A 26,432-nucleotide genomic window follows, 5' to 3' on the forward strand; every position below is an offset into this window, starting at 1 on the left:
AGTTTTGCGCTGTTGCTGTCGCCTTAGTTAGTTATGGAGCGATGCTGAGATTCAGGCATTGCCAAGATAACCGTTATTTTTCAGGAGAACTGATATGTTAGGTGTTCACACTAATTACGCTTCAATCGTTGCACAAGGTGCTGTTAACAAAAGCAATAACTTACTAACTAACGCCATGGAGCGTTTGTCGACGGGTTTGCGTATCAATAGCGCATCTGATGATGCTGCGGGTTTGCAAATCGCTAATCGCATGAGCGCTAACGTGAAAGGTATGGAAACGGCTTCACGCAATATTTCCGATGCGACCTCTATGCTGCAAACTGCTGATGGTGCGTTAGAAGAGTTGACGACCATTGCTAATCGCCAGAAAGAATTGGCAACCCAAGCGGCTAACGGCGTTAACTCTACTGATGATTTAACTGCATTGGATGCTGAGTTTAAACAGTTGAACGAAGAAATTACCCGTATCCTCGAAAATACAACTTATGCAGGTAATAATTTATTCAAAGATACTACAGGCGTACTTGTTAAAACTGATGGTGTTACCTTCCAGATTGGCGCTGGTAAAGATGAGACATTGAAGGTTGAACTCGGCGCTATTGATACAACAATCACAGGCGATTTAACTACATCTGCAAACGCCAATACCGCAATTACAGCAGTTGATTCTTTCTTAGCCAAAGTAGGTGCAGAACGTTCAACCTTAGGTGCCAACATTAACCGTCTTGGCCATACTGCGGCTAACCTTGCCAGCGTAACTGAAAATACTAAAGCCGCTGCCGGCCGTATTATGGATGCCGATTTCGCGGTTGAGTCAGCCAATATGACGCGCAACCAATTATTAGTTCAGGCGGGTACAACGGTACTGTCTTCAGCTAACCAAAATACAGGTTTAGTCATGGGTCTATTGCGTTAATGTTATTGGACTGGTGATGTTTTGGTCACAGCTAAAATGCCAGTTAGTTGCGCTGACTGGCATTTTTATTTTAGCCACGGTTTATGTATTGGGCGGTAGTCGCTAAACCCGAGATTGAAACCTATAAGGTTCATGTTTTAGTGGGTAATTTTCGATAACACAAAGTGGAAGATGGTTTTCCTGTTTAAGTGTCCATGCGGAAGTATTTAGCTGTGTTTGGGCCAGTTAATTATTTAAATCTCTTTAAAAACAGTAACTTGTTTTTGGCATGCGTTTTGCTCTAGAACGAGTGGAGGTAGTCATGATTTCAGGTATGAATGCAGCACAATTTGCTCAGCAACTGATTGGCGCAGACCGCGCAGGTAAAGATACGCTTTACAAAGGTAAGCTAACTGCCAGCAAAACACAGTTAGATGCTTATACGTTGCTCGAAAATAATATGAAGAAAATGGCCACTAAGCTGAGTGAAATGGGTGGCGATGCAGCTAAAGGCAAAATTGCTACGGTTACGGGCGAGAATGCGACCGCGACAGTTAAATCTGATGCGCCTAAGGGCAACTATGATTTGAGCGTGCATAAACTTGCGCAAGCGCATCAACTGACTAAAGCCTATTCCTCTGAAAGTGAATTGTTGCCAACGTCGGGCATTATCAGTATTCAAGTTGGTAGTGATCCGACTAAGCGCATGGAAATTGATTTGGCAACGGTTAATGGCGGTGCGGCTATTTCTGTGTCTCAGTTACGCGATGTGATCAATAAACAAGTGGGTAATCCTGGTGTACAAGCGTCATTAGTGCGCACAGGTAACCAAATCGAATTTATGCTGTCTTCAAAGGAATCGGGTGTCGCGAATCAAGTGAAGGTTGAGTTTAACGGTGCCGATTGGGGCATGACAGAACGTCGTGCAGCACAAGATGCGGAACTTACATTAAACGGTATCAGTATTACCAGCAGTAGTAACTATCTAGAAAATGTTGTTGATGGTGTAAGCCTCGAATTAGTCAAGGTGCATGCGGTTGGTGAAAGCAGCATGATTAAAGTCACAGACGATTTTGAAGCGAATAAGAAAGCGGTTAAGGATTTTGTCGATTCATTTAATTCTTTAATGACGCAAATTAATCAATTAACTCGTTCTATGGGCGTTAAGACCTCTGACTCTGGCTCTTCCGATAAAGATAAGGAAGACAAAACCACTGCAGTGAGTGAAGCGCAAATTGGAGTGTTGAAGGGGGATACCTCTATTCGCCTTCTCCAGTCTAAATTACGTGATTCTGTATTTGCAACGGCTGCTAATGGCATGCGTTTGTCTGATATCGGGATTGAGATTGGACGAGACGGAAAACTAAAAATTGATGATGCTAAGCTGACCGATAGCTTTAAAAGTGATCCAGAAAAAGTACAAGCCATGTTTACTGGTCCTGACAGTTATATCAAAAGCATAGAAAAGACCCTAAAACCTTTTACACAGTTCAATGGCTATATCGATCAAAAGCAGGAAGCGCTAAATAAGCAGATTAAAAGTGTGAATGACAGTATGGCGCGCCATGATTATCAAATGAATCAAAAGTATCAGATTTATTTAACCCAGTTTACGGCAATGGAATCCACCATTAATCAGTTTAATTCCGCAAGTCAGTTGTTTTCATAGGAAGCAGTAAAAAATGTTAAATGAGTACGATCCATTTAATGCCTACAAGCAAACCGCTTTAGATGCACAAGTAGCGGCAGCAACAACCCATGACATGGTGCGTATGCTACTTGATGGTTTATTGGAAGAACTAGAGCGGACCGCTGGCCATATGGAATACCAAAGGTTTGAGGCGAAAGGAATGAGTATCCATAAGTGCCTTAATATCGTGCATGGCTTGGACTCTATGCTTGACCTTGAAAATGGTGGTGAGGTTGCCGTGAGTTTACATCGTCTCTATGACTTTTGTAGCCGTCAGCTTGTCAGCGCCAGTGTCGAAAACAGTGCTGAAGCGCTAGTTCCAGTGACTCAGGTGATTACTAATGTCAGAGAAGGATGGACAAATCTCAATTAAGCAGTGGGCGCGTTTTGCGAATGCTTTACGCCAATATGCAGATGCTCAGGATTGGGAAAGCGTCCGAAAAGTGAACATCGCTTTGATCAAAGCACTGCAACAGGCTGGTGAGGCTCATGATATTGAGCAGAAATTGGCACGTGCAGAATTAAAGCGGGTTCATTCCCAAGTGCTACAAGAGTTGATCTTGGCTCGTGATGAATTAGCCGCTGAAATGGGTCGCTTTAAGGCGCAACAACCAGGTTTAGCCGCCTATCAATTAACACAAGTAAGTGGAGCTTTGGATGATCTCTGATCTTCTTTCAACTCGTCCTGTTGGCACAAATACCAGCTTGACGACTAAAGTGGCAAGTGCAGTTGATCAAGATAAATCAGAGTCATTTACCTTGTTGGGGTTGCCAGTCGGATTGTCTGCAGCGCCTCTCCCGTTAGAGGGGACTCAGTGGACTCAGAATGCCGAACATGCTTTAGAAAGAGATGCTGATACTTTTTTAAATCAATATGTTAATAGCAATTTATCTGACTCAGTATCTTTTGTTCCTGTTGTACCAGGAGTATCTCCGTCACTGTTAAATACTGAGATTAACTCAGCGCCTATTATTCAAGATGGCTTAGCCGCCACGCCTCAGAACAGTCTCGTTTCACCGACTGCTGTCGCGCCGTTTGTTCCTGTGATTTTTCCTGCAGAAACGGTTAAAACGGATCCGATAGGTCGAACTCCTGCGTCTTTAATTGGGCTTTCAGCCACAGATCAAAGAGGAACGCTATTTAGTTCAGGGATGACCTCATCTATGGCTCTTGCAGGAAGTCGTACTCAGCCTGCGGGTATGAGTGGCGAATCCTTGAAAATGAGCGGCGTATTTACGCAGGATTCAACGCTGGCAACTTTCTCTGGGGATTTTGAGCATTTGAAATCTGACTCGTCAGTGTTTCAGCGTGTGTTGGCAGAACTTAGGGGGCATGAAGTTAAAGATATTAATGCGATAGGATCTCAGCAGGTTGCGGGTACGCAGGCTGCAAGTGCTACTCAATGGGGCCCTGTATCTCTCACTCCCATGGCTTCTTTAGCGCAGCACTCTCAGGAGATCCTTACTCCCTTAAGAGAGCATCTTCGTTTCCAAGTCGATCAACATATTAAGAAAGCCGAATTAAGGCTAGATCCGCCAGAGCTGGGCAAGATTGAGCTCAATATTCGTTTAGAGGGCGATCGTTTACAGGTGCAAATGCATGCAGTAAATCCGGCAATTCGAGATGCATTACTCAATGGTTTGGATCGTTTGAGAGTGGATTTAGCAATGGATCATGGCGGTCAAATTGATGTCGATATTGGCCAAGGAGAATCGCAACAGCATCAACAGGAAACTGCATTATTCTCCTCGTCGATAGCGGCTGAAACTACAACGGATAATGTAGTCGATGTGATGGCGAGAGAGAAATCTCAATTAGATTTATTGGCTTAAGTGCCGGAGTCGTTTAATGGCAATTTTAAAATCTCGTTTAGTAAAGATAATTTTAGCGTTACTTGTGCTCATTAGTTCGACCGCAGGTGCATTTTGGATTGGGACAAGTAGTGGAGATTGGAAGCTAGCAGAGCTTTTTGCATCGGAACCTGAAGTCGAACCTGTACCAGTTGCCAAGTTTTACCCGTTAGAAAAGTTTGTGATATCGATTCCTGGGGATAAGTATCCCCATTACATGCTGCTTGAAATGTCATTAAAAAGCCGTAATCCCAATATGAAAACGGTGTTGCTGGAGTCAGATCCACTTATACGAAACGCTATGATGAAGATGTTCTCACGTAAAACATTTGAGCAGTTGAACCACTTAGATCAGCTTGACAGTTTACAATCAGAGGCGTTGATATTGATGGTTAAAGTGCTGTCAGATAACCAATTACCTTCAGATATTGATGAAGTACTCTTTACTCGCATGGTGATCCAGTAAGAGGCCTTATCATGACAGCAGCGGGCCAACTCGCATATCAACAAACCTGTGATTATCCAGCCGAAGAGCGTCAATCTGAACAACAGATTATTCGACAATACTTGCCATTAATCAAACGTATAGTCTCGCAAATGCGCAGTCACTGCGGCGTGATGTTATCACTCGAGGATATGGAGCAAATTGGCATGATGGCCTTGCTTGAGTCATCACGTCGGTATCCTGGCGAGCTGGATAATGGATTTATTTCCTTCGCTGGGCAACGGATTCGCGGTGCAATACTCGATGAGCTGAGGCGGCAGGATTGGCGTCCTAGACCTGTTAGACAGCAGGCCCATGAGCTTAATGATGTAGTTAGACGTTTGAGTCGAGAGATGGGACGTGAACCAAGCGATCTTGAAGTGGCCAGTGCGCTTGGGCTGAGCGCGGAGGATTATCGGGAACGTTTATACTCGACGCAAGCAGAGTCGATGAAAAGCTTAGATGAGTTGCTATTGGGTGGTGATCATCCAGTAGACAGAAGTAATGATGTTGAGCGGTTAATGCTGAAGCAAACTTTGATCAAAGTTATTTCAAAATTAAATGAAAGAGAACAGCTAATTCTGTCGCTTTACTATCATCATGAGCTGAATTTAAAAGAGATAGCTATGGCATTGGGATTGACTGAAACGCGTATTTGCCAGCTGCATAAATCAGCTATTTCACAGTTAAAAACAATATTGCAGCGCTAAAGTTTAAAAGTGAGAAGATCGTAATGAGTAAACTAGTTGGGCTGTTAATCATTTTAGCTTCTGTGTTTGGCGGATATGTTTGGGCGGGTGGAGCTTTGTCTGCATTGTGGCAGCCTGCTGAAATTTTAATCATTATGGGGGCCGGAGTTGGAGCGCTCATTATTGCTAACCCACAATCAGTGTTAAAAGAAATGCTTGAGCAGTTAAAAGAATTATTTAATAAGGGCAAAGAAGATCCTGAATTATATCCTCAGTTATTTCCTTTGATGGGCACTTTAATGGCTCAGATCCAATCTCAAGGCTTAAAAGTGCTCGATGAACATTTAGAAAATCCTCATCAGAGCTCTATTTTTCTAATGTACCCAGCTGTGCTCAATCACCCAAATGTTTTACAGTTTTTAATTGATAACTTACGAGTGCAGTCTATTGGGAAAATATCTCCCCATGACTTAGAGCATATCCTAGAAGAAGAAATTCATCGTATAGAAGAGGACAGATTACGGCCATCGGAAGCTTTTAGTAAAGTGGGTGAGGCTATGCCTGGCTTTGGTATTTTAGCTGCTGTACTCGGTATTATCATTACTATGTCTAATATTGATGGCCCAATTACTATGATTGGTGTCAAAGTTGCCGCGGCATTAGTCGGTACATTTATTGGTATTTTCGCGTGTTATTGTTTCTTCGACCCAATGTCAAAGGCATTAGAACATCTGGTTGATCGTAAATCGGCACAGCTTCGGTGCATAGCCGCTATTTTAGTGACCTTTTCAAAAGGTAAACCACCAATGATGGCTATTGATGCGGGACGGAAACAAATACAAAGTGAAAATCGTCCTTCATTTATCGAGTTAGAACGTTGGATGGAAGGGCAGAGAAGCTAATGCTCCATAAAAATGAGCCGATTATTATCAAGCGGCGAAAGCGAGGAAAGCGTAATCATGGGCATGGTGGTGCGTGGAAAGTCGCTTTTGCCGATTTCACGCTTGCTATGATGGCGCTCTTTATGGTGCTGTGGATCATGCAAATCGCTGATCAAAAAGAGCGAACCATGATAGTGCAGTATTTACGTGGAGATATGAATCCCACTGGTCCAATGAATCCATTTGAGCTAAGTCAGTCATCTTCGATTATTGATTTAGAAGGAAATATGTCTATTGCTCCTCCAATCATACCTTCCAATTCTATGCCTAGAGGTTCAGAGTCAGAAGGATTAGAGGAAGGTGCGCTCATCCCCGGGCAATTTGATACTCAGGCGCAATTAACTGTGCTCGCCAGAGAATTGAATCGAGTCGTGCAAAGCTCGAGCATGGCTGAGAACATTTCTGTGACTATTGTGCCTCAAGGCATACGCATCTTAATTCACGATAATGTGAATCAATTTATGTTTACGCGGGGCAGTGCACAGATGCAGCCCTATTTTGAAGAATTACTTTTATCTTTAGGGCCTATTTTAAAAAATATAACTAATAGCATGGTTATTTCTGGTCATACGGATTCAACGCCTTATGCGGGCAGTTTATTTACCAATTGGGAATTATCGAGTGAAAGAGCACTATTAGCACGAAGAGTGCTTGAGCGTGGCGGTGTTAAACGCGATCAGGTTATTCAGGTGACGGGTATGGCTGATCAGGTTCCTTACATCACTTCGGATACTGCTGCGGCGGCTAATCGTCGGATTGAGGCGCTTATTTTAACCTCCTCTGCTGAACAGTTATTAAGAGGCATGATTGGCGCTCCGAACGATACAGTCCCAAGTGGCGTTACAATCAACGAAATTAAGCGCCAAGCAAACACTCGCTAGTGTTAATACCTGCTCTCATTTGTTAGGGATGACTATGAATCTGTATGAAGAGTTTGTACATTCTGAGGATGAAGTTGAAGCGACCCCTGAGTATCAGATTATTGAATTTGATAATCGTCGAACTCATCAAAGATTTAGCCTGAGACGAAATAAAAGAGCGCCACTCGCATTTGCATGCGATGGCCTGACAGTAAATTTATCAACAACTCGCTGGTTTGTTATTACGCCGATTGGAACTGCAAATATAAAAGATATTAGCATTGGCGGTGTTGGGATTTTGTGCAATGAACCACTATCAGTAGGGAGGAGATTCTATATTGAACTTGAGCAAACACGAGTCTTATGTGAGGTAACTCGAGAACACACGATTAAAGGTCGATTGAAGTTCTTAGGCGCTCGCTGGATTTATCGTGATAAAGCTGAAGTCCAGAACTTGATTGATGCAATTAGACTAAGGGCGAAAATATAGGATATGCAATGGCTGCATCTTTTCATCGAAACGGCTCGGATAAATTACAGAAGGTCTTTCTGTATCTTATTCTGCTGAATTGGCTATTGCTTATTATTGTTGCACTCAATATGAATACATTACGCTTTAGCCATGGTGTTATGATTTCAATTATGATTTTTATCTATAATTATTTTCTGGCTCATTTATGTTTTATTCGTGCTGCCAGAGCGCAAGATGCTTATCTCATTTACCCAGTGGTTATTGGCGCACTCAGCTCCTTTTTCCTCGTTGTTTATTTCTTCTTTTTACTCTAAATCCCCTGCCTATAAAAATGAGTTGCGACTCATTGTTATAGGCTTTTGTTGAGCATTTTTGCATCTAGCTCACATGCTTTGTGGGTCGCTCGCATGGGAGCGACAACTTGGCCTTGTTTAGAATATTCATGCAGCTGGGTAGGTTTTGCCCGCGGTAATTGCGACAAGCCCAAAAGGGACCGAATCGACCATCCTTTAACAGCATATCGCCACCACAGAGGCTACAAAGTGGTGCTATATGACCACAGTTCTCATTCAAACATACCTTAAAGCCAGCAAAGCGTGTGCGGGTCATTGGGCTAGCACAGAGCTCACAACCTTCTTCCTTGTGATCGCAAAGGGGAAAATGTGAGCAGGAATAAAACGATTTAAATTTTCCCGTTCTAGGCTTAAGCGTTCCCGTGCTACAACGCACGCATTTTATGTCTTCAAATAACCTTTGTACTAAAGTGGTGCTGAATTCATCTTGTTCAATTGCGTAGCCTTTTGTAAGCAGTTCGGTGACGAATGGGCTCACGTCTGTCATATCGGCAATCACATAGGCGCGGTGTTTTGCCCGCGTTAACGCGACATAAAACAGTCGACGTTCTTCTGCAAATTCAAACGCTTCCGTTTTTGGTAAAAATGCATCTAGTATCGGAGGAGTGATTTTCATTGAAGGGAAGCTATGCATTCCCGTTTTCATCCCCATGATCACTACATAATCGGCTTCTTTCCCTTTCGAAGCATGAAAAGATTGGCACTCAATCTTCAAGTTGGGATATTTAGCTTTAAGTTGGTTAACTTGGATGTTATCGGGTAACTGAAACCAAAAACGTGCCAGTAAATAGACGCTTGCTACGCTGTTAAGTTTGTCACTTCTAGCGCTTATCCTTGCACTAATGGCCGTTAATGCTTGTTCCAGTGCATTTGGGCTTGGTTCATTTAGGCTTGACTGCTCGTTTTCTCCGCGGCGTAATATTGAGACTGCAGGGTAGGCTACCTGCATGAGGGAGCGAATGTCCTTCCTCAATTGCGTGGGATTCTGGGTGACAAACTGAGTGGCGACTTGCCCAATACTACTGTTAAACCTAAAAGTCAGATCCAAGTAGCTTTGGGTTGTTGGGCCAAAATATTGGCTAAATTGCGTTGTTAAACTCACATCTGCACCGCTAAAACGATAAATTGCCTGCCAGTCATCCCCGACACAAAATAAAGACGCCAACGCTTTAGAATGGGGTGCACAGGAATCTCTCAAGGCGCGGACTAAGCGGGCACGTGGTTCTGAAATATCTTGGAACTCATCCACCATAATAAAACGCCACGGGCTAATGAATTGTCCGCGTTGTAGATACGTCAACGCTTTGCCAATCATGTCCTCAAAATCAATGTCGCCATTTATCGCTAAATGCTGCTCATAGCGCGTGAGTATGGGCTCAAGCAGTTCGAATGCCTTGCGGGTCTGCTGAGCATCGGCGGCGCGAGCAAATACACCCTCAAGCCCATGTTCATCAAGGCAAGCTGCTTTATACAGCCCAATTAGCTGACTAAACATTTTTGCCAATTCAGTCACGCGGCCTAGTTCATGCAGGGTGGCGAGTATGGCTTCATCGGGTAAGGGCGCGTATTGCACTTTAAAGACCTGTAAAGCTTGCTCAAGCTTACTGATTAACAACCCTTTTTTATGTTGGTAATAAAATAGCTCAATACACTTAGTACCATGCTGTTGATGTAGCTGGCGTTTCCATACCATCGATTCCAAGTACTTTTGGTTATCGATATAAGGGGCGGTATGCTGGTGTTCATCAATACCATAGTATTCAAGATAAACTTGGTATTCAGGCAGATAGAAATCGGGTTGATACTGACGAAAATCAATACTGCGCACATCATGCTCATACTTAGCTTCATAAACATATTCGATGCCATTGCTAAATAGCCAGTTGGCAATGTAGAGCTCACCAAAGCTTTTGACTCGCTCACCTTTAAGACTGCGAATATCGTTATCATTCAAGTATTGAAAATAATCACCTTCCATATCGAACTCGAATGGGCTTTTTTCAACATAATAGAAACGGCTGAAATATTCGAAAAGTTGTTTACGGTAAGCCTCATCTTCAATCAAAGTCTCAAGGGTATTGTGCACCCACAGCTCTTTGGCTTTGTCATCCTCTGCCCAAGGGGACAAACTCGGTTTTGCTCGCTCAACGTCGGCGATAATTTTTGAGCCTAAACTGTGGAAGGTGCTCGCCTTGATATCATCCGTACCGAGCCTGTTTTTAATCCGCTCATCCATCTCGTCAGCCGCTTTACGGCCATAGGCTAATAGCAATATTTCATCGGCTTTTGCTTGACCACTCTTAAGTAAATATCCTGCTCGACCAACCATCACACTGGTCTTTCCCGTGCCTGCGCCTGCCAATAACAAGTTATTGTTATCATCGATAATACAAGCTCGGCGCTGTTTTTCGGTTAAGGGATTAGATTCTACATGCTCAAAATAGTCAGCAAATTTAATGAGCTGCGACTGAATATAATCTTCACGCAGTTGCTTTATATCGGCGCGAGTCCATCGGTGGATTTGCTTAAGCCTCGCTAACCCTGTGTGTAGATTTCTCGCTAATGGCAGGTTTTCACACCAAGGGAACCAACGCTGATATTCGCGCGCGACTCTGGCTTGTATCATTTCCACCCGTGATTCACGTAAATAAGTGTGTGTCAGTGTCTTATCCACTTTCGCCATTAACTCAGCAACGCGCGGCCCATTGGCATTTGCCCAATACTGTGCGATTTGATAGCTAAATTGATGTTGTGCAAAATAGCTGAGAAACGGCAGTTGATAGGCTTTGCCTAATACCGTGAAACCGAGTAGATAACCTAGTGGACTTAAGGTAAAAAATGGTGGGGAATCGAGCTGTTGCCAGGTAAAACATTCGTCAGCTGCTACTTTGTTAGCGCTGCGAGAGTGAGCAAAAAAGCCGCCTTTAGTGCGATTAATGCTAATACCACTCGTGGTGAGTTTTACCGCATCAGCTTTGCCAATAAAGAAACGGCCAAACCAACTGTGTTTGATATCTTGTTCAGAGTGATTCAATGACAATGTAAAACCTACGGCTAAAAAGTTTTAGAATTAACAGACTGATTTTTAAATGCATTATAACTTAAAACCCGATGGCTCGTGTCAAGGTTGTGCTATGGGCTGTATGGATTATTTATTAATTTTGGTCGCTAGAGCAGCTAAGTGCATTGTATTGGTGAATGATGTCTTAGTTGGCGTGAGAGGCGTGGCAAACCAAGCATGATGGTAACTGTGTAACTATGTGCATAAGAAGGGCGCGCATTAGAAAGGTTTACATTAGAAAATGGTGTATCAGAAAGCAAAAAAGCCTGAATCTCTTCAGGCCTTTTCTTTTTCAATACAACAGCTTAATCCTTGCGGATTAATTCATGCCGTATTTTTTCAATTTTTTACGCAGAGTACCACGGTTGATACCTAGCATGTTTGCTGCGCGGGTTTGGTTGCCACGAGTGTGTTGCATGATGATGTCAAGCAGGGGCGCTTCAACTTCGCTTAGCACCATTTCATAAACTTCTTGTGCTTCCTGACCGTCCAACTGTGCGAAGAAGTTAGTTACGGCACGCTTGACGGCGTCACGTAATAACTGGGGCTTGATAGTGCCGTTTGCGGTTTCGATTTTGCCAACGGTAAGCTGGTGAACTTCTGTGTTAGTTGTCTGATCAAACATTCTATTCTGCTCTTTATTAATTCTGTACTAATTCATCAAAATAACATTCCACGAGGGAATACTGTTCTGCAGCGGTTTCCAGCCGATTAAAGTCAGCCCTAAATTGGCGCTGAGCTTCTTGGTCTAGGTACCATCCCATATGTTTTCTGGCGAAGCGGATACCCTTGTATTCACCATATAAGTCATACAGTTTGGTGAGGTGTTCCAGCATCACTTGACGCTGTTCGGCAACCTCAATGGGCGCTAGCTTATTACCCGTTTCCAAGTAGTGCTGGATTTCTCTGAAAATCCAAGGCCGTCCTTGAGCACCCCGTCCTATCATCAAGGCATCGGCACCGGTGTATTCCAGCACAAAGCGGGCTTTCTCCGGACTGTCGATGTCCCCATTGGCGACGACAGGAATCGAGACATTCTGTTTGATTGCTTTGATCGTGTCGTACTCGGCGTTGCCTCTGTACATACATTGTCTCGTGCGGCCGTGAACGGCGAGCGAGGCGATGCCACAATCCTCTGCAATCTGGGCGATTTGAACACCATTCTTGTGTTCTGGCTCCCAGCCGGTGCGAATCTTTAACGTGACAGGCACATTCACTGCGGCGACCACGGCTTGTAAAATCTCTTTTACCAGCGGTGGATTTTGCATCAGCGCTGAGCCAGCCAGCTTTTTATTCACTTTTTTCGCGGGGCAACCCATATTGATATCAATGATGTGAGCACCTTGTTCGACATTGAACAAGGCGGCTTGCGCCATTAAATCAGGATCAGCCCCTGCAATTTGCACTGAGCGGATGCCTTCCTCGCCAGAATGCGTCATGCGCTGGCGGCTTTTATCTGTATCCCAAACCTCGGGATTGGATGAAAGCATCTCGGAAACCGCTAAGGCTGCGCCATAACGAAGACAAAGATTGCGGAAGGCTTGATCGGTGACACCTGCCATTGGTGCCACGATCAGCTGATTGTTCAGTTGATAGGGTCCAATCTGCATTTTATGTTTCACCTTAGCTCTTCAAAGGGGCGCTATAGTAGCCCTTTTTGTTGGCCGTGAAAAGGTCAATAAATGACCTAGAGGTAATTTTTTTTCTTGACTTTTAATTGACGAGAAGTCAGAGGCTAAATTGTTGGAAGCCAGCGGTGGCGCATGTTGCGCCACCCTTTAGCGCTATTTACGCTTACCTGTCAAGCGGCTCCAATCTTCTTTGTGAGCCGCTGCGTCCATATCGAACCATTGGCTATAAAAGTCAGAGATTTCTTGGGCTTGTTCTTTGAGGAGGCCGGAAAGGGCAAGTTTGCCACCGGTTTTTACGCGTTCTGCGATCAAAGGCGCTAAATCACGCAGTGGGCCAGCAAGAATATTGGCGACCAGTACGTCGGCTTTGAGATCGGCGGGTTGGTCTTCTGGTAAGTACAACGCCAGCTTGTCAGCGACATCATTGCGCTCGGCGTTGGCACGCGAGGCGTCGATGGCTTGATAGTCGATATCGATACCTGTGACTTTTTTCGCACCCAGTTTCAGTGCGGCTACGGCTAAGATGCCTGAACCACAGCCAAAATCGATCACTTCTTCATCGCTTAAATCTAAGCTGTCTAGCCACTCTAAACACAGTGCTGTCGTGGGATGAGTGCCAGTACCGAAGGCAAGACCCGGATCTAAGATCACATTAACTGCGGTTGGATCTGGGATTTCGCGCCAGCTTGGGCAGATCCATAAACGTGTGCCGAATTGGATTGGGTGGAAGTTATCCATCCATTCGCGTACCCAGTCTTTATCTTCAATTTGTTCGACTTTATGGCTGAAGTTCTCACCGAGGAAAGGCAAGGTTTTCAGCATGGCGATGGTCGGTGTCAGATCGGTTTCTGCATCGAATAAGGCCACTACCACGGTATCGCGCCACAGTGGGGTTTCGCCCAATTTAGGTTCAAAAATAGGGGTATCTTTACCGTCTTCGAAGGTGATAGAGACTGAACCTTCTTCCATGAGCAAGTCGCTGATGGTTTCAGCGTCATCGCTATTGGTGTTTATACGGAGTTGGATCCAAGGCATGGGGGCATCCTGTGACTGAGTGTTCATAAACTAAGGGTTCAAAATATCGCGGTATTGTATACCCAAACTATCCCAAAATGCAGGACGTAGCGGGAATTTAAAGCGCTTTAGGTAAGGTCGTTTGATTATCACTAGGCTTTAGGTTCGACGACTGGCTATCCTGGTATTACGCTTTTGTCTATACAGACAAGGCGTTAGCTGTCGGGTATGGATTGGTGTTAAAAAACGAATTGTCAGTTTTATTATTTGGTATAACACTATGAAAAATATTGGTTAATTGGTTTTACCTTTGTTTGGTTTTGATACGTTTTTTGTGATCATCTTCTAAGAGTTGAACTCCGTCAGGTGAGTTGGCTCACGCTTTAAATCTGTGACACTGAAGCCTGATTTGAGTTGCTGCTATGGTGTAGTTTGCCAAGAGGTGCCAACGATAAACGACATAGGTTAATTCAAGATGACAAGCATAACTCGAGTTCACAATAGGGTGAGTACACCGCTAGGTCATCCTTGGTCGGCTAAGGCTGATAGGCTGCAGAGTGCGACAGGGATTATGCTTGGCAGTTTTTTACTATTACACATGCATTTTGAATCGAGTATTTTGCTGGGTAAAGAGGCTTTTTATCGGGTCGTTCAGTTGCTTGAAGGTGGGATGTTTAGCAGCACAGGACATGGTTTTCCTATAGTCACTAAAGTGTTTTCAGTGTTTATGCTATTGGTGGTGATAGTACATGCCGCGGTGGCGCTACGGCGTTTTCCGGCGCAGCTAGGGCAATGGCGAGCCCTGCGTTCGCACATGGGGAATATCAAGCATAAGGATACCCATGCGTGGTTTTGGCAACTGATCACTGGCTTTATCTTATTTTTCCTCGTTCCAGTTCATCTCTTCACTATGATTTTGAATCCCGAAATTGGCCCGCATTTATCGGCTGAGCGGGTTTATCACGATAATGCTTGGTTGCTGTATGCGCTGTTACTTCCCGCTGTAGTGGTACACGCCATGATTGGTCTCTATCGCGTGGCGGTAAAGTGGGGCATAACCACTAAACGTTCAGGTCTACGAAAATTCGCTAAGGTGCTGATTATTTACTTGCTATGCCTTGGTACTGCGAGCCTTGTTTCATATCTATTTATCGGTAGCGAGCTCGGTATTCCTGTGCAGCCCTTCGTACCTGAGTAGGCTTTAAGCCAGCAGCAGGATTTTGTTTCACTGCTATTATTAAGCATTAGGTTAATTATTCAGCACTCAATTGATCTGGCTCACGTTTTCGTGTGGATGTGTGAGCGATATTGGTTTGCGATAAGACTTAATGAGATTGGCTCGATAAGGTCAACGGCGTGAGGCGATAGGATGGCGATCAAATTAAATATTAAAAAATGGAGTGCTTGGCTGGATTTAAGCCAGAGTTTGTCTGGGGTAATACTCGCAGTCTTTTTGTGGACCCACTTAGTGTTAGTGTCATCGATTTTATTGGGTGCGGATGCCATGAGTTGGGTGGCACGCACTATGGAGCTGAGTTTTCTGTCCGCTGATGGACACGGTTATCCTTGGGTAGTGACTTGTATTGCCATTGGTATTGCCATTTTGGCGTTAGTGCACGTGTTAGTGGCATTGCAAAAATTACCCATGAGTCTGCGTCAGCAAAGGGCTCTGCACCAACAAATGCAAGTGATCGACCACAGCGATACTCGCTTGTGGCGCTGGCAAGCCATTACCGGTGTAGTGATTTTACTGCTGTTGCCTGTGCATTTGTGGCTTATTGGCTCGGCTCCCGAAACCATTGGCCCTCAGGGAAGCGCCGATCGTATTTGGAATCAAGGTGTCTGGATGGTGTATCTGCCTTTACTGCTCACTGTGGAGTTACATGCAGCAATTGGCATTTACCGTGTGGCTTTGAAATGGGGCGCGGCGCGGGATCTCAACAACCGCAGTCGATTACGTAAGATCAAGACCATAGTGAGCGTGCTATTTGTCACTGTTGGTGTCGCCTCACTTCTGGCATTTTTACCCTACGCGAGTTAATTCCGCTTTTAATCAATGATTAAGTTAATCAGTGAATAGAATGTCGAACATAAAAAAACAGCACAAAACAATAGACCCCATTAAGGAGCAGGCGTGAAACTGATTTATACCGATTCATTGGTGGTAGGAGCTGGGCTCGCGGGCTTAAGGGTCGCTATCGCTTCGAAAGAGCGTGGGCTCGATACCTTAGTGCTGTCACTCATTCCTGCGAAACGCTCCCACTCAGCTGCCGCTCAAGGCGGTATGCAGGCGAGTTTAGGCAATGCTGTTAAGGGAATGGGCGATGATGAGGATGTGCATTTTCAAGATACGGTAAAAGGTTCCGATTGGGGCTGCGATCAAGATGTCGCACGGATGTTTGCCCATTGTGCACCTAAGGCCGTGCGTGAATTAGCAAATTGGGGCGTGCCTTGGTCTCGGGTGACTGCTGGCCCAAGAGAAGTGATAGTCAATGCGCAAAAAGTCACCCTACATGAGGCCCAAGAAGCCCATGGATTGATTAATGCGCGGGACTTTGGCGGGACTAAAAAATGGCGCACTTGTTATACCGCCGACGGTACAGGTCATTCGCTGTTATACGCTATGGATAACAAAGCGATTTCCATGGATATTCCCGTCCATGAACGTATCGAAGCCTTGGCACTTATTCACGATGGTAAGCGTTGCCATGGCGTGATTGCTCGTTGTTTGATTACGGGTGAACTTAGAGCCTATGTGGCTAAGTCCACTACGATAGCCACTGGTGGTTATGGCCGAATTTATGAAGTGTCGACCAATGCGATTATCTGCGAAGGTATTGGCCAAGCGTTGGCATTGGAAACTGGCGTGGCAAGGCTTGGCAATATGGAGGCGGTACAATTCCATCCCACTGCCATTGTCCCCGTGGGCATTTTAACAACGGAAGGGTGCCGTGGTGATGGCGGCTTATTGCGCGATAAAGACGGTTATCGCTTTATGCCTGACTATGAGCCCGATAAAAAGGAGTTGGCATCGCGGGATGTCGTATCGCGTCGCATGACCGAACATATACGTAAAGGTAAGGGCGTCGATAGCCCTTATGGCCCGCATTTGTGGCTAGATATAACCCTTTTAGGTCGCAAGCATATTGAAACGAATCTTAGGGAAGTGCAGGAAATTTGTGAGAATTTCCTTGGCATCGATCCCGCTAAAGATTGGATCCCTGTACGCCCAACTCAGCATTATTCTATGGGCGGTATTCGGACTAATGCCACAGGTGAAAGTCCGCAGCTTAAAGGCTTATTTAGCGTAGGAGAGGCGGCCTGTTGGGACATGCACGGCTTTAACCGTTTAGGCGGTAATTCGTTGGCCGAAACCGTGGTTGGCGGTATGATTATTGGTAAATATGTCGCCGATTTTTGTGAGAACAATAGCCTTGAGATCGACACTCAGCTTGCTGAACGGTTTATGCAGCAGGTGCAGAGTGAAATCGATATGCTGGTCGAGGGTGATGGTCACGAGAGCGCCTTTGAGCTCAAGCGCGAAATGCAGCGCATCATGATGGATTATGTGGGGATTTTCCGTAATGGCCCCGAGCTTGAAAAAGCGGTTGCCGAACTAAAAGTGTTGCTCGAGCGTTCGCGTAAACTCGGGCTTAAGTGTAAAAAGCGTCACGCCAATCCCGAGTTAGTTGAAGCCCTGCGGGTCAAGCGTATGCTAAAAGTGGCGCTAACCGTAGCCTGCGGCGCCGCAGCGCGAACAGAGAGTCGTGGTGCCCATGCTCGCGAGGATTATCCACAGCGAAATGATCGAGACTGGCTGAATCGCACCTTGGCCAGCTGGCCGGATCCCGAGGCACTCGAACCTGTGCTTAACTACGAAGCACTCGATGTGATGAAGATGGAACTCCCGCCGGGTTATCGTGGTTATGGCATCAACAACGCCATAGTGCATCCCAATACCGAAAAGCGTGAACAGCAAATTGCCGAGATTTTAGCTGAGCTAGGTGATGATGCTGACCGTTATCAAAGGCAGCGGGCTCTTATGCCCTTTGAATTACCCGAGAGCTTACAACCCAATAATGAACGTTTAAGTGATACTTTAAAAAGTCCATCTGCCAATGCATTAGGAGAAAAATCATAATGAGCCAAGGTCGTCAGTTAACCTTTAATATCTTTCGTTATGATCCGCAGGAGCCAAACGATAAGCCGAAAATGGTGCGTTATCAGCTTACCGAAACGCCGGGGATGACGGTATTTATCGCCCTTAATAAACTCAGGGAAGAACAAGACACTTCATTGCAGTTCGACTTTGTCTGTCGTGCTGGCATCTGTGGTAGCTGCGCTATGGTGATCAACGGTTTCCCGACGCTAGCTTGCCGCACCTTAACGGCCAAATACCCTAAGGGCGAAATCACCTTAATGCCGCTGCCAGGTTTTGAGTTGATTGGTGATCTCTCGGTTAATACTGGTAAGTTTATGCGGGAACTGGCCGAACGCTTAAAGCTGTGGTTACACCCTAAGGCCAATGATATAAGCGTGCATCGGCTTGAAGATCCTATGGATCCAGATGAAGCTGCGCGTTTGTATGAGCTAGAGCGCTGCGTTGAATGTGGTGTATGTGTTTCCGCCTGTGCGACGAAACAAATGCGTGAAACTTTTGTCGGCGCTGTGGGCATGATGAAAATAGCTCGTTTTGAGATGGACAGCCGTGACGCTCGTACTGCCGAGGATTTTTACCATGTGATTGGCAATCAGGATGGCGTATTTGGTTGTATGACTTTACTCGGCTGCCAAGACAACTGTCCTAAGGATTTGCCACACATGCAGCAAATCGCGTATTTACGCCGCAAGATGGCCATGACTTTGATTTGATAAGTGATAAATGATGAAAAGCGCCAACGTGTTTGGCGCTTTTTTGTTGATTAGCAGGCGTAGCTTTTGTGAATGTCAGCTCGATTGATTATGTCTGCGGTTTGAGCGACGAATGCTTGAAAGTGCGTACTCGCCATATGTTCATCCAGTGCTGCTTTGGATTGCCAAATTTCGTACATCCAGAAGATATTTTCATCATCTAATGAGTGATGCAGTTTGTATTCGATGCAGCCAGCCTCGGTATGAGTGTCTGTCACGAGTTGCTTGAGTATCTTAAATAGCGTATCGCTTTGGCCTTGATTCGCTATGATTTGGGCAAATACTGTTATTTTCATTGGTTAAAACCTTCTAAAACAATTTTACCTATTGCTTTGCCAGACTCTATCAGAGCGTGAGCTTTGATTAAGTTTTGGGCATTAATGGTGCCGTAGTGCTCACCGAACGTACTCTGTAACTCGCCTGTATCGATAAGGGCGCTTAAGCGGTTGAGTAAGTGATGTTGTGCAATCATATCCTCGGTCTGATAAAGGCTGCGGGTAAACATCAGTTCCCAGTGTAAGGATAAGCTTTTACGCTTAAGTTTCATCACATCTAATGGCCCTTTAGGATCATCGATTAATGCTAGTTTTCCTTGTGGCTTAAGCACTTGTACTATTTCATCAAAATGCTGATCGGTTTGGGTTAAGCTAATCACATGGGTCACATCAGTAATGCCAATATTGGCAAGTTCCTGTGAAAGTGGCTTGGTGTGGTCGATAACAGCATCGGCACCAAGTTTGTGCACCCATGCGGCGGATTCAGGACGAGATGCAGTGCCTATGACTTCTGCACCTGTGAGTTTTACTGCAAGCTGAGTGATGATTGAACCCACTCCGCCGGCCGCACCGATAATTAAAATACGGGCGTCAGTTGCCGAACCATCTTGGGGTAAAGCTAAACGGTCGAATAAAATCTCCCATGCCGTAATCCCCGTTAAAGGTAATGCCGCGGCTTGGGTATAGGTTAAACTTTTAGGTTTATGGCCGACAATTCGCTCATCAACCAATTGATATTCTGCATAACTTCCGCTGCGACTGATATCACCCGCATACCACACTTCATCGCCAACGTTGAAAAGACTGACTTTCTCACCAATGGCTTTGACGACACCGACCGCATCCCAGCCGATAATTTTGTATTCGCCTGCAGGTGCAGAGCTAGATGCACGGATTTTTGTATCAACCGGATTGACAGAAATGGCTTTGATTTCCACTAAAAGGTCAAAACCTGTCGCAGTTGGCTCGGCTAGCGTGATGTTTTCTAATGCATTTGGCGCTGTGATTGCACTTGCTGTCTGGTAACCAATGGCTTTCATGTTTATTCCTCTGGGTGTACTTGCTGGAGTCGACTTATTTGAGTGTACTTGTATCGTGTAGCCATTGTGTGGAATATTAGCCAAGAGATAAACAGGATAAAGTTTGTAATTTTTTCAAAGGATTTTTGATAATCATGCTAATTAATGATTTAGCTTTGTTCGTGCGAGTCGCTGATTGCGGCAATATATCTGCCGCAGCAGCCGAGATGGATATCTCCGCCGCTTCTGCCAGCGCGGCAATAAAACGGCTTGAAAAACAGCTCGATACTAGCTTATTTATCCGCACGACACGCAGCTTACGTTTGACTGTGCAAGGTGAACGTTATCTTATTCATTGCCGACGTGCGCTAAGCGATTTAGCGCTTGGCGAACAAGCTATCGCCAGTGATAAAGGTAAAATATCCGGCACCTTAAGCCTGTCGGTTTCTTCAGACTTTGGCCGTAATCTTTTTGTGCCTTGGCTCGACGAGTTTTTGCTCGATTTCCCTCAACTGCAAGTTCGCTTGCACCTTGGCGACAATATCAGCAGTTTTTATCACGATAAAATTGATGTCGCCGTGCGCTATGGAAAACCGCAGGATTCTAACCAAGTGGCTTTCCCTATCTGCAGTGTTGATCGTGTCTTGTGCGCCTCACCTGAATATCTCGCTAAGTTTGGTGCGCTTGATTCATTAGAACAACTAGTCGAGCATAATTGCTTGTTTTATAAGTTGGATGATCGCACCCACGATCAATGGCTATTTAGGCGTGATGGTCAAGAATTCAAAGTGCGTGTCACGGGCAATCGTAGTGCTAATGATGCCGAGATTGCCCGCCGTTGGGCTGTGGCTGGCAAAGGGTTGGTATTTAAGTCGAGTCTAGATCTGGCCGATGACTTAATCTCAGGGCGATTAGTACGTTTGTTGCCTGAGTATCAGGGGGAGCCCGTCGATTTGTACTTAGTGTGCCCAGGACGTGAACATGTCACTCCCGTGGTGTTACTGCTTCGCGAAATGTTACGCCAACGTTGTAAGGAGCTGCAAATGCAGTTGGCGGCTCGTCATATTCTCCCACAACACCCTTAAGCAATTGCATTATGGTGGTATATGTAAATAAGCGCACTGCATGTTGTTATTTATTTATAAATAAAGTTTTCTAAATTGTTTTGTTGGGTGGGCTTAGTTGTTTCTCATTGTGTTTTTTTATGTTTAATTTTGCTGGATTTTTCTGATCTAACTCATATTTATTTTAATTTAATATGAGTTAGCTCTTGTGTGAGTTGTAAATATTTTTTGTTCGTGCGTATGATGCAACAAATGTATCTTTTTGTATCTTTGGCTGTGATGTCGCAGTGGAGATTATTTATAGCATGACGTATTGACGAGCAATGTTAACGAAATTAGCCACAAAAAAATATCCAAAAATACCAAAGCGTTTTCTTTTCGCTGTGGGTGAGTGGCTGATATTTGGAATATTATGGGTGAGTTTACCTGTGAATATTGCCGCGTTGTCTAATTCTTGTGTTATTAAAAATAATTATTTATCAATGGCTTCGGTGTTGGCATTTCACTGTGAACCTGTTAGCCATCAGTCAATAGTAATAGTTGGTGAATATAGCGCTCCCCTTTGGGCTGGGTTTGCCCAAACGGATTTTGAAAGCATATTTTGGGGAGCGTCTTTTTTCGTTTTTTTGGGTTTTATTTATTTCGTCTTAACCATATTTATACGTAGTTATATTACTAATATAGAAAACTATTATTCAGTTTTACTTAATTGGATGAAATCAATTCAAGCAAGTACATCCTAGCGTTAAATAGAGCGCATGCTCACTATCAAGATTTTTCATTAAAAATATAAATCAAGGTTTTATTATGCAACCAACGAGTAATCAATATTATTCGTCGATTCCTCGTCGACGAAATAAATGGTCTGTGCTTTTCTGCGTGCAGGTGATGCTGGCCAGTTTCTCCTTTGTCGGCCAAGCATTGGCCGTCAATGAATTTGAGCTAGCAACGGATGCACAAGCAGCAAAATGGTCTGGCTACGTTAATGTGGGTTTTACGCGAAACATTTATGACTCGGAAAGTTATTACGCCTATCAAGCCTACAACATCGATAGCCGTATCGATTACAAGGCAAATTGGGGCAATGTGTTGTTTACCCTTGGGGGTGAAAAGCAAACACTACATGGCAAAGAGTCCAGTTTTTATGATCCTTTGCTGGAGTACCGCACGCCACTGTATGCCTTAAGCGATACCGTCTCATTGAAAGGCAGTTTAGGTGTGTATTTACCCGCAGAACGTGAATCAAAACTAGATAGGTTGCAATATGCGCCGCGCATTGCCGCGTACTTATTTTGGAGCCCGCTAGATAACCTAAGTTTTTATTTTTCACCGCGCTATCGCTACAACGCTTACCAATACAAAACCGCTGGTGAGCGCGTGTTAGTTGAACAGCAACTCGATGGATTACTCGATGCTTATTGGCAAATAACGGCCAATTGGTATTTGGATATGAGTGGTCGTTATCGGATTTCCAAAAACTATTACGGTCGTCGACTCGATGATCAATTTACCTTTGCCCAAGAACTCGGTTGGTCGTTTAAGTCTGATTGGGTGTTGGCTGTTGGTCACAACAATAGTGGTCGTTTCTATAACCCAGAAGTGGGGACATCTCAGGGATTTGAGATTTATGACAAAAAGAGTTCAACCTTTTATTTGTCAATTACTAAATATCTATAAAAACAGTAGTTAAGAGGAATCTATGAAGAAGTCCATGGTATGTCTGGCGATCACCAGCGCACTGACCCTTGTGGGGTGTGGTGCCGGCGATGAGCCTTATAAAGAACTCCCGAAAGATGAAAAGCAAGTCACCACTGCCGACATCGATAAAGCAACTGAGCGGCAATATCTCTACATTCGCAGCGTGGGTAAGGCTCCGCGTTATGCTGCCGAGGTGCGAGGTTTTACCCAAGGTGATCCTAAGTTGGTGACCTTGCATAAAACTGAGAATGGTATCCAAGTACGTCAAATTGACCGAGATAATATCGGACTAGGCCATGACAGTCGTTATCCTAATGAGTATAACCAAGCGCCAGTGTTAACCATTCCTGGCGAATATATCGACTTTAAATGTACTGAAGATAAATGGCGTGAGTGCGTTAACGTAGAGCAAGTTAACACAGATGCTAATTTAACATGGCAGGATAAGCGCTATTTTGTCCCTGATTTTGCCAAAGCCAAAATTGCCGAGTTGAGCATTAATGACATTTTCACCTTTGGTGAATGTGTTACTGAAACAGAAGCCCCACGACTAGTAAATACTCAAGGCCAAAAAGGCTATGAGATGGATTTAGCTAAGGGCGTGGTTAACTTTGAAATTGAGCATATCTATCAAGCTTCACCAAGTTGCTTTAACCAATTTTACGGTGGCAACCTCGACAACCTATCCTTTACGACCACCGAGTTTATTTCGATTGTGGCGGTGGATCAGTTAGCCAGTAAAGACTATCAAGCGATTCCCTATGCCGAAAATGAAAAGGGTGCATTTGGCTTCTTTACCTCCTCCCATACCTATCGTGATGCGACTGACTCAGAGGGCGTTGACGGGTATGTGCGTACCTACTTGAATCGCTTTAATCCGGCCAAATCGGAACTGACTTATTACCTGAGTAATAATTTCTACGATGCGAAAAATAAACCCTTTTTGGATGCTGCCATTGAGTCTGTTACGGCAATTAACATTCAAAACAAGCTGTATAAAACCGGTTTTCCACAGATAAAACTTGAGCAAGCCAATGATAAACGCCATGGCGACCTGCGCTATAGCAACATCACCTTATTCGATGAGCCACTGGATAATGGCTTGGCGGGTTATGGTCCATCAGCGGCAAACCCACTAACAGGTGAAATTGTTAGTGCGCGAGTCAATCAATACAGCTCGAATCTAAAACAAGGCGCAGTACGTTACTATCGCCAAGTGCGTTTAGATTATAACAGAGGCAAATTGGACGCGAATTCAGTGACGTCGTTAACGGGTGAGCCATATGTCTCTCGTTTGGACAAGCCTGATGTCAGCCTAGACACCGCGCCAGTTGAGGCGGCTGCATTTGAGCAACCCACTCAGCAACTTATCGCTGCACCCAAATCGATGTTATTAACGCCCAAGGATAATAGTTTCGATGCTTTAGCGGATTTTGATGAAAAAACACAAGCGTTTTGGTCTGAAAACTCAATGATGCATGTGGATACCGTGTTTGCTACGGGTGGTAGTGATCGTGAATTACCTCGCGGCATTAAGGGTCATGAAATTGACTGGAAAAAAGCTGAAATGTGGGTTGACGGCAAAGTGGGTGGTAAGTTAGCGGCATTTGAAGATCTGCCCATAAGTTTACAAGACTCCTTAACGACAGCCCTAGCTGCACAAGCATTTGCTGGCACCTTAACCCATGAGTTAGGGCATACCTTTGGCTTAAGGCATAACTTTGCTGGGAGTCGCGACCACGACAATACCTTTAACCAAGCGCAACTGACGGAGTTAAAAGTCGCCTTTAGCGATGCGGGTTACCCAGACATTACTGTTAATGCCGAGTTTTCCAGCCAAATGGATTACAACGTGAATCGGTTTGCGACCACGTTTGAACCCTATGACTTAGCCGCGTTACGTTTTGGTTATGCCCGTGAAGTAGAAACGAAGGCCAACGAATTTGTGTCGCTCAAAGCGGAAGATGTCAAACGCCGTGACGAACTCGCCAAAGGAGTTGTTAATGGAGATACTCGATTTGGTGTGCTCTATAACATTGAACAAAACAATAGCCTACGTCAGTATTCTTACTGCACTGATGAACATGTGTCCCTTAACAGCAACTGTAATCGTGGTGATGCAGGTAAAAACTTAGATGATATTAATCAGTTCTATATCGAGAAGTATTTTGATAGCTACGAGACCATGAACTTACGCCATAATCGTCAATCTTTATTTGAAGATCATAGCCTAAGTTACGCCATTAATCGTAAAGCTCAGTTTGATGAAATACGTCAATTCATTGAAGATGTGAGCTTTTTAGAGCAATTATTTGGTCTATCTGAAAACTTTTTCGCTGGTGAATGCGAACGATTGGCGGCGGCAGGTAGCGAGGCTTGGTATTGTGCGAATCAGCGGGCGATGAATCAGTCGGCAGATTTTTTCCTCAAGCTGGTGGGAGAAAATGACGCCACATTGGACGTGACATACAAGCAAGCCGATGGCAGCGTGGCCTTAAGACAACAGTACAATTTTGGCAAAGTGCTTGAACAATATCGTTTTAAAAGCGGCGATATGAAGGCGAAGTTTGAGCCTGGTGAGGTGATAAGTCAGTTCTCTGATTCTCCAGAAGCCTTGAAAGAGTTGATCATTAAATCGCAAATCAATCCTAAATTTCAGGATTTATTAACGGCGGATGTCAGCTTTTCGGGTCGCTTACTCAACGGTATTAAAACGCCTGCGTCCTCACCTAACCATCCCTATGTGAATGAGCGCGACGTGTTGGGGGTGTGGCCAGATAAATTGTTAGCCGTGAGAGCCTTAGTATCACGTACCACCCCACGTAGTACATCGAGTCTTGGTTATAAAGCATTGGTTGATTTACCTAATGTGGGTCCCGTGTTCCAAGATATGCTGTGTAAGATGACCATGGGTGAAGGTCCTGGGCTGACTCGTGGTAATACGCCACTCTTTGCCGAAAGCTGTGGCGCGAGTGGTAAGCTCGATAGCTATTTGCCTTATTACACTGATTTTGCGCAACAAAGTATTGAGCCATTACCTAATTACGACCGTTCGGTATCACGTTACTTCCAATTCGATACTGTTAACGGGCAGCCAAAAGGTAAGAGTAATTTACTGCAGATGATATTACGCCAAGTGGTGCTTGCATCCGTTGACAGTGATTATCAAGGCGAGCAAAAAGCCAGGCTATGGCGTGAATACGTGGGTATTCGTTTAGCTGGCCCGGCATTGGCTACTCAAGCGGAAGTGACGTTAAATGGCCGAGTGTACGCGGCAACCGCAGAAAACACCTTAGCACTTGCGCTGATCAACCGAATTAAAGAGATGGAAACCTTTAAGACGCAAGCCGGGGAGGCCACGCTTGCCATCAAGTTAAACAATGGCACAGTAGGTGAGATCATTGATAGCCAGTTAAGTCGAGATCAGTTAGTGCTCAGTTACTTACCTGTGCTTGATTAAGTCACTTGAATCAAGATTAGCCGCACCCGCGGCTTTTTTAATACATAAACAAAAGGCCGCTCAG

At 44.7% G+C, this 26,432-nt stretch carries 25 protein-coding genes; 19 read left to right on the top strand and 6 right to left on the bottom strand.

The window, feature by feature from the left end:
- Nucleotides 1-94: 94 nt before the first annotated feature.
- The 11 genes from L5L97_RS17445 to L5L97_RS17495 all read left to right on the top strand — a co-directional run bounded on the left by L5L97_RS17445 (nt 95) and on the right by L5L97_RS17495 (nt 8,196).
- The gene (locus tag L5L97_RS17445; RefSeq protein WP_263183113.1) at nt 95-916 is read left to right on the top strand and encodes a flagellin; all 822 of its coding nucleotides are present in this window, start codon (nt 95-97) and stop codon (nt 914-916) included.
- A 301-nt stretch (nt 917-1,217) separates the two neighbouring features.
- Complete coding sequence (gene fliD, locus L5L97_RS17450; protein WP_168825873.1) at nt 1,218-2,564, top strand: flagellar filament capping protein FliD; 1,347 nt, start codon at nt 1,218-1,220, stop codon at nt 2,562-2,564.
- Between the two features lie 13 nt (nt 2,565-2,577).
- Nucleotides 2,578-2,958, top strand: coding sequence for a flagellar export chaperone FliS (gene fliS, locus L5L97_RS17455; RefSeq protein WP_113940812.1), 381 nt, complete (start codon nt 2,578-2,580; stop codon nt 2,956-2,958).
- Nucleotides 2,927-3,253: a hypothetical protein gene (locus L5L97_RS17460; protein WP_113940811.1), complete on the top strand. Its 327-nt coding sequence runs from the start codon at nt 2,927-2,929 to the stop codon at nt 3,251-3,253. Before fliS ends, L5L97_RS17460 begins: the two co-directional genes overlap by 32 nt.
- On the top strand, nt 3,243-4,418 hold the full coding sequence (locus L5L97_RS17465) for a flagellar hook-length control protein FliK (protein ID WP_263183115.1): 1,176 nt from the start codon (nt 3,243-3,245) through the stop codon (nt 4,416-4,418). The genes L5L97_RS17460 and L5L97_RS17465 overlap by 11 nt, the downstream gene beginning before the upstream one ends.
- Nucleotides 4,419-4,434: 16 nt before the next feature.
- Complete coding sequence (gene fliL, locus L5L97_RS17470; RefSeq protein ID WP_131523400.1) at nt 4,435-4,902, top strand: flagellar basal body-associated protein FliL; 468 nt, start codon at nt 4,435-4,437, stop codon at nt 4,900-4,902.
- Nucleotides 4,903-4,913: 11 nt separating this feature from the next.
- Nucleotides 4,914-5,630 (top strand): RNA polymerase sigma factor FliA, encoded by a 717-nt coding sequence (locus L5L97_RS17475; RefSeq protein ID WP_263183118.1) that lies wholly within the window; start codon nt 4,914-4,916, stop codon nt 5,628-5,630.
- A gap of 23 nt (nt 5,631-5,653) precedes the next feature.
- A complete protein-coding gene (gene motA, locus L5L97_RS17480) occupies nt 5,654-6,511 on the top strand; it encodes a flagellar motor stator protein MotA (protein ID WP_113940807.1) in 858 nt (285 codons plus the stop codon).
- Nucleotides 6,511-7,431 carry a flagellar motor protein MotB gene (locus L5L97_RS17485; protein ID WP_263164600.1) on the top strand — a complete coding sequence of 307 codons (921 nt, stop codon included), beginning with the start codon at nt 6,511-6,513 and terminating at the stop codon, nt 7,429-7,431. Before motA ends, L5L97_RS17485 begins: the two co-directional genes overlap by 1 nt.
- A 34-nt stretch (nt 7,432-7,465) precedes the next feature.
- The gene (locus L5L97_RS17490) at nt 7,466-7,900 is read left to right on the top strand and encodes a pilus assembly protein PilZ (RefSeq protein WP_219251928.1); all 435 of its coding nucleotides are present in this window, start codon (nt 7,466-7,468) and stop codon (nt 7,898-7,900) included.
- 8 nt (nt 7,901-7,908) lie between these two features.
- Nucleotides 7,909-8,196 (top strand): hypothetical protein, encoded by a 288-nt coding sequence (locus L5L97_RS17495; RefSeq protein WP_113940804.1) that lies wholly within the window; start codon nt 7,909-7,911, stop codon nt 8,194-8,196.
- Between the two features lie 64 nt (nt 8,197-8,260).
- Here the strand turns inward: L5L97_RS17495 and L5L97_RS17500 are convergent, their stop codons facing one another.
- The 4 genes from L5L97_RS17500 to prmA form a co-directional block, all read right to left on the bottom strand.
- Nucleotides 8,261-11,275, bottom strand: a complete 3,015-nt coding sequence (locus L5L97_RS17500) for a UvrD-helicase domain-containing protein (protein WP_263183120.1) — start codon at nt 11,273-11,275, stop codon at nt 8,261-8,263.
- A 340-nt stretch (nt 11,276-11,615) separates the two neighbouring features.
- Nucleotides 11,616-11,921, bottom strand: coding sequence for a DNA-binding transcriptional regulator Fis (fis, locus tag L5L97_RS17505; RefSeq protein ID WP_006083371.1), 306 nt, complete (start codon nt 11,919-11,921; stop codon nt 11,616-11,618).
- Nucleotides 11,922-11,937: 16 nt separating this feature from the next.
- Nucleotides 11,938-12,906: a tRNA dihydrouridine synthase DusB gene (dusB, locus tag L5L97_RS17510; protein WP_105250428.1), complete on the bottom strand. Its 969-nt coding sequence runs from the start codon at nt 12,904-12,906 to the stop codon at nt 11,938-11,940.
- A gap of 174 nt (nt 12,907-13,080) precedes the next feature.
- Nucleotides 13,081-13,962, bottom strand: coding sequence for a 50S ribosomal protein L11 methyltransferase (gene prmA / locus L5L97_RS17515; RefSeq protein WP_263183122.1), 882 nt, complete (start codon nt 13,960-13,962; stop codon nt 13,081-13,083).
- 454 nt (nt 13,963-14,416) lie between these two features.
- Here prmA and L5L97_RS17520 point away from each other — a divergent pair, with 454 nt between their 5' ends.
- From L5L97_RS17520 to L5L97_RS17535, 4 genes are all read left to right on the top strand, one after another.
- Entirely contained in the window at nt 14,417-15,139 is a 723-nt protein-coding gene (locus L5L97_RS17520; RefSeq protein ID WP_263183124.1) for a fumarate reductase cytochrome b subunit, read from the top strand.
- A gap of 171 nt (nt 15,140-15,310) precedes the next feature.
- Nucleotides 15,311-15,982: a fumarate reductase cytochrome b subunit gene (locus L5L97_RS17525; protein ID WP_263183125.1), complete on the top strand. Its 672-nt coding sequence runs from the start codon at nt 15,311-15,313 to the stop codon at nt 15,980-15,982.
- A 93-nt stretch (nt 15,983-16,075) separates the two neighbouring features.
- Entirely contained in the window at nt 16,076-18,082 is a 2,007-nt protein-coding gene (locus L5L97_RS17530; protein WP_263183127.1) for a fumarate reductase flavoprotein subunit, read from the top strand.
- Entirely contained in the window at nt 18,082-18,813 is a 732-nt protein-coding gene (locus L5L97_RS17535; RefSeq protein ID WP_113940800.1) for a fumarate reductase iron-sulfur subunit, read from the top strand. The genes L5L97_RS17530 and L5L97_RS17535 overlap by 1 nt, the downstream gene beginning before the upstream one ends.
- Nucleotides 18,814-18,863: 50 nt before the next feature.
- Here L5L97_RS17535 and L5L97_RS17540 read toward each other — a convergent pair whose 3' ends face one another.
- Both L5L97_RS17540 and L5L97_RS17545 read right to left on the bottom strand, forming a co-directional pair.
- Nucleotides 18,864-19,148: a putative quinol monooxygenase gene (locus L5L97_RS17540; protein WP_131523405.1), complete on the bottom strand. Its 285-nt coding sequence runs from the start codon at nt 19,146-19,148 to the stop codon at nt 18,864-18,866.
- Entirely contained in the window at nt 19,145-20,167 is a 1,023-nt protein-coding gene (locus L5L97_RS17545; protein ID WP_263142950.1) for a zinc-binding alcohol dehydrogenase family protein, read from the bottom strand. Before L5L97_RS17545 ends, L5L97_RS17540 begins: the two co-directional genes overlap by 4 nt.
- Before the next feature lie 134 nt (nt 20,168-20,301).
- On the opposite strand from L5L97_RS17545, the gene L5L97_RS17550 reads away from it, so the two are divergent.
- From L5L97_RS17550 to L5L97_RS17565, 4 genes are all read left to right on the top strand, one after another.
- The gene (locus L5L97_RS17550) at nt 20,302-21,231 is read left to right on the top strand and encodes a LysR family transcriptional regulator (protein ID WP_263142947.1); all 930 of its coding nucleotides are present in this window, start codon (nt 20,302-20,304) and stop codon (nt 21,229-21,231) included.
- A gap of 302 nt (nt 21,232-21,533) precedes the next feature.
- Nucleotides 21,534-21,953 carry a hypothetical protein gene (locus tag L5L97_RS17555; RefSeq protein WP_263183128.1) on the top strand — a complete coding sequence of 140 codons (420 nt, stop codon included), beginning with the start codon at nt 21,534-21,536 and terminating at the stop codon, nt 21,951-21,953.
- A 64-nt stretch (nt 21,954-22,017) separates the two neighbouring features.
- Nucleotides 22,018-22,887: a hypothetical protein gene (locus L5L97_RS17560; protein WP_263183129.1), complete on the top strand. Its 870-nt coding sequence runs from the start codon at nt 22,018-22,020 to the stop codon at nt 22,885-22,887.
- Nucleotides 22,888-22,909: 22 nt separating this feature from the next.
- Entirely contained in the window at nt 22,910-26,368 is a 3,459-nt protein-coding gene (locus L5L97_RS17565) for a zinc-dependent metalloprotease (RefSeq protein ID WP_263183130.1), read from the top strand.
- Nucleotides 26,369-26,432 lie beyond the last annotated feature (64 nt).

It is taken from the genome of Shewanella sp. SM71, from assembly GCF_025653905.1.
Taxonomy (GTDB): Bacteria; Pseudomonadota; Gammaproteobacteria; order Enterobacterales; family Shewanellaceae; genus Shewanella; species Shewanella oncorhynchi.

Bases quoted from the DNA above. Each gene is read 5' to 3' on its own strand.
- L5L97_RS17535 (WP_113940800.1), top strand. From the start codon at position 18,082: ATGAGCCAAGGTCGTCAGTTAACCTTTAATATCTTTCGTTATGATCCG.
- L5L97_RS17540 (WP_131523405.1), bottom strand. From the start codon at position 19,148: ATGAAAATAACAGTATTTGCCCAAATCATAGCGAATCAAGGCCAAAGC.
- L5L97_RS17520 (WP_263183124.1), top strand. From the start codon at position 14,417: ATGACAAGCATAACTCGAGTTCACAATAGGGTGAGTACACCGCTAGGT.
- dusB (WP_105250428.1), bottom strand. From the start codon at position 12,906: ATGCAGATTGGACCCTATCAACTGAACAATCAGCTGATCGTGGCACCA.
- L5L97_RS17555 (WP_263183128.1), top strand. From the start codon at position 21,534: ATGTTAACGAAATTAGCCACAAAAAAATATCCAAAAATACCAAAGCGT.
- fliD (WP_168825873.1), top strand. From the start codon at position 1,218: ATGATTTCAGGTATGAATGCAGCACAATTTGCTCAGCAACTGATTGGC.
- fliS (WP_113940812.1), top strand. From the start codon at position 2,578: ATGTTAAATGAGTACGATCCATTTAATGCCTACAAGCAAACCGCTTTA.
- L5L97_RS17485 (WP_263164600.1), top strand. From the start codon at position 6,511: ATGCTCCATAAAAATGAGCCGATTATTATCAAGCGGCGAAAGCGAGGA.
- L5L97_RS17495 (WP_113940804.1), top strand. From the start codon at position 7,909: ATGGCTGCATCTTTTCATCGAAACGGCTCGGATAAATTACAGAAGGTC.
- prmA (WP_263183122.1), bottom strand. From the start codon at position 13,962: ATGCCTTGGATCCAACTCCGTATAAACACCAATAGCGATGACGCTGAA.
- L5L97_RS17545 (WP_263142950.1), bottom strand. From the start codon at position 20,167: ATGAAAGCCATTGGTTACCAGACAGCAAGTGCAATCACAGCGCCAAAT.
- L5L97_RS17460 (WP_113940811.1), top strand. From the start codon at position 2,927: ATGTCAGAGAAGGATGGACAAATCTCAATTAAGCAGTGGGCGCGTTTT.
- L5L97_RS17475 (WP_263183118.1), top strand. From the start codon at position 4,914: ATGACAGCAGCGGGCCAACTCGCATATCAACAAACCTGTGATTATCCA.
- L5L97_RS17445 (WP_263183113.1), top strand. From the start codon at position 95: ATGTTAGGTGTTCACACTAATTACGCTTCAATCGTTGCACAAGGTGCT.
- fliL (WP_131523400.1), top strand. From the start codon at position 4,435: ATGGCAATTTTAAAATCTCGTTTAGTAAAGATAATTTTAGCGTTACTT.
- L5L97_RS17490 (WP_219251928.1), top strand. From the start codon at position 7,466: ATGAATCTGTATGAAGAGTTTGTACATTCTGAGGATGAAGTTGAAGCG.
- L5L97_RS17525 (WP_263183125.1), top strand. From the start codon at position 15,311: ATGGCGATCAAATTAAATATTAAAAAATGGAGTGCTTGGCTGGATTTA.
- L5L97_RS17560 (WP_263183129.1), top strand. From the start codon at position 22,018: ATGCAACCAACGAGTAATCAATATTATTCGTCGATTCCTCGTCGACGA.
- L5L97_RS17565 (WP_263183130.1), top strand. From the start codon at position 22,910: ATGAAGAAGTCCATGGTATGTCTGGCGATCACCAGCGCACTGACCCTT.
- motA (WP_113940807.1), top strand. From the start codon at position 5,654: ATGAGTAAACTAGTTGGGCTGTTAATCATTTTAGCTTCTGTGTTTGGC.
- L5L97_RS17550 (WP_263142947.1), top strand. From the start codon at position 20,302: ATGCTAATTAATGATTTAGCTTTGTTCGTGCGAGTCGCTGATTGCGGC.
- L5L97_RS17465 (WP_263183115.1), top strand. From the start codon at position 3,243: ATGATCTCTGATCTTCTTTCAACTCGTCCTGTTGGCACAAATACCAGC.
- fis (WP_006083371.1), bottom strand. From the start codon at position 11,921: ATGTTTGATCAGACAACTAACACAGAAGTTCACCAGCTTACCGTTGGC.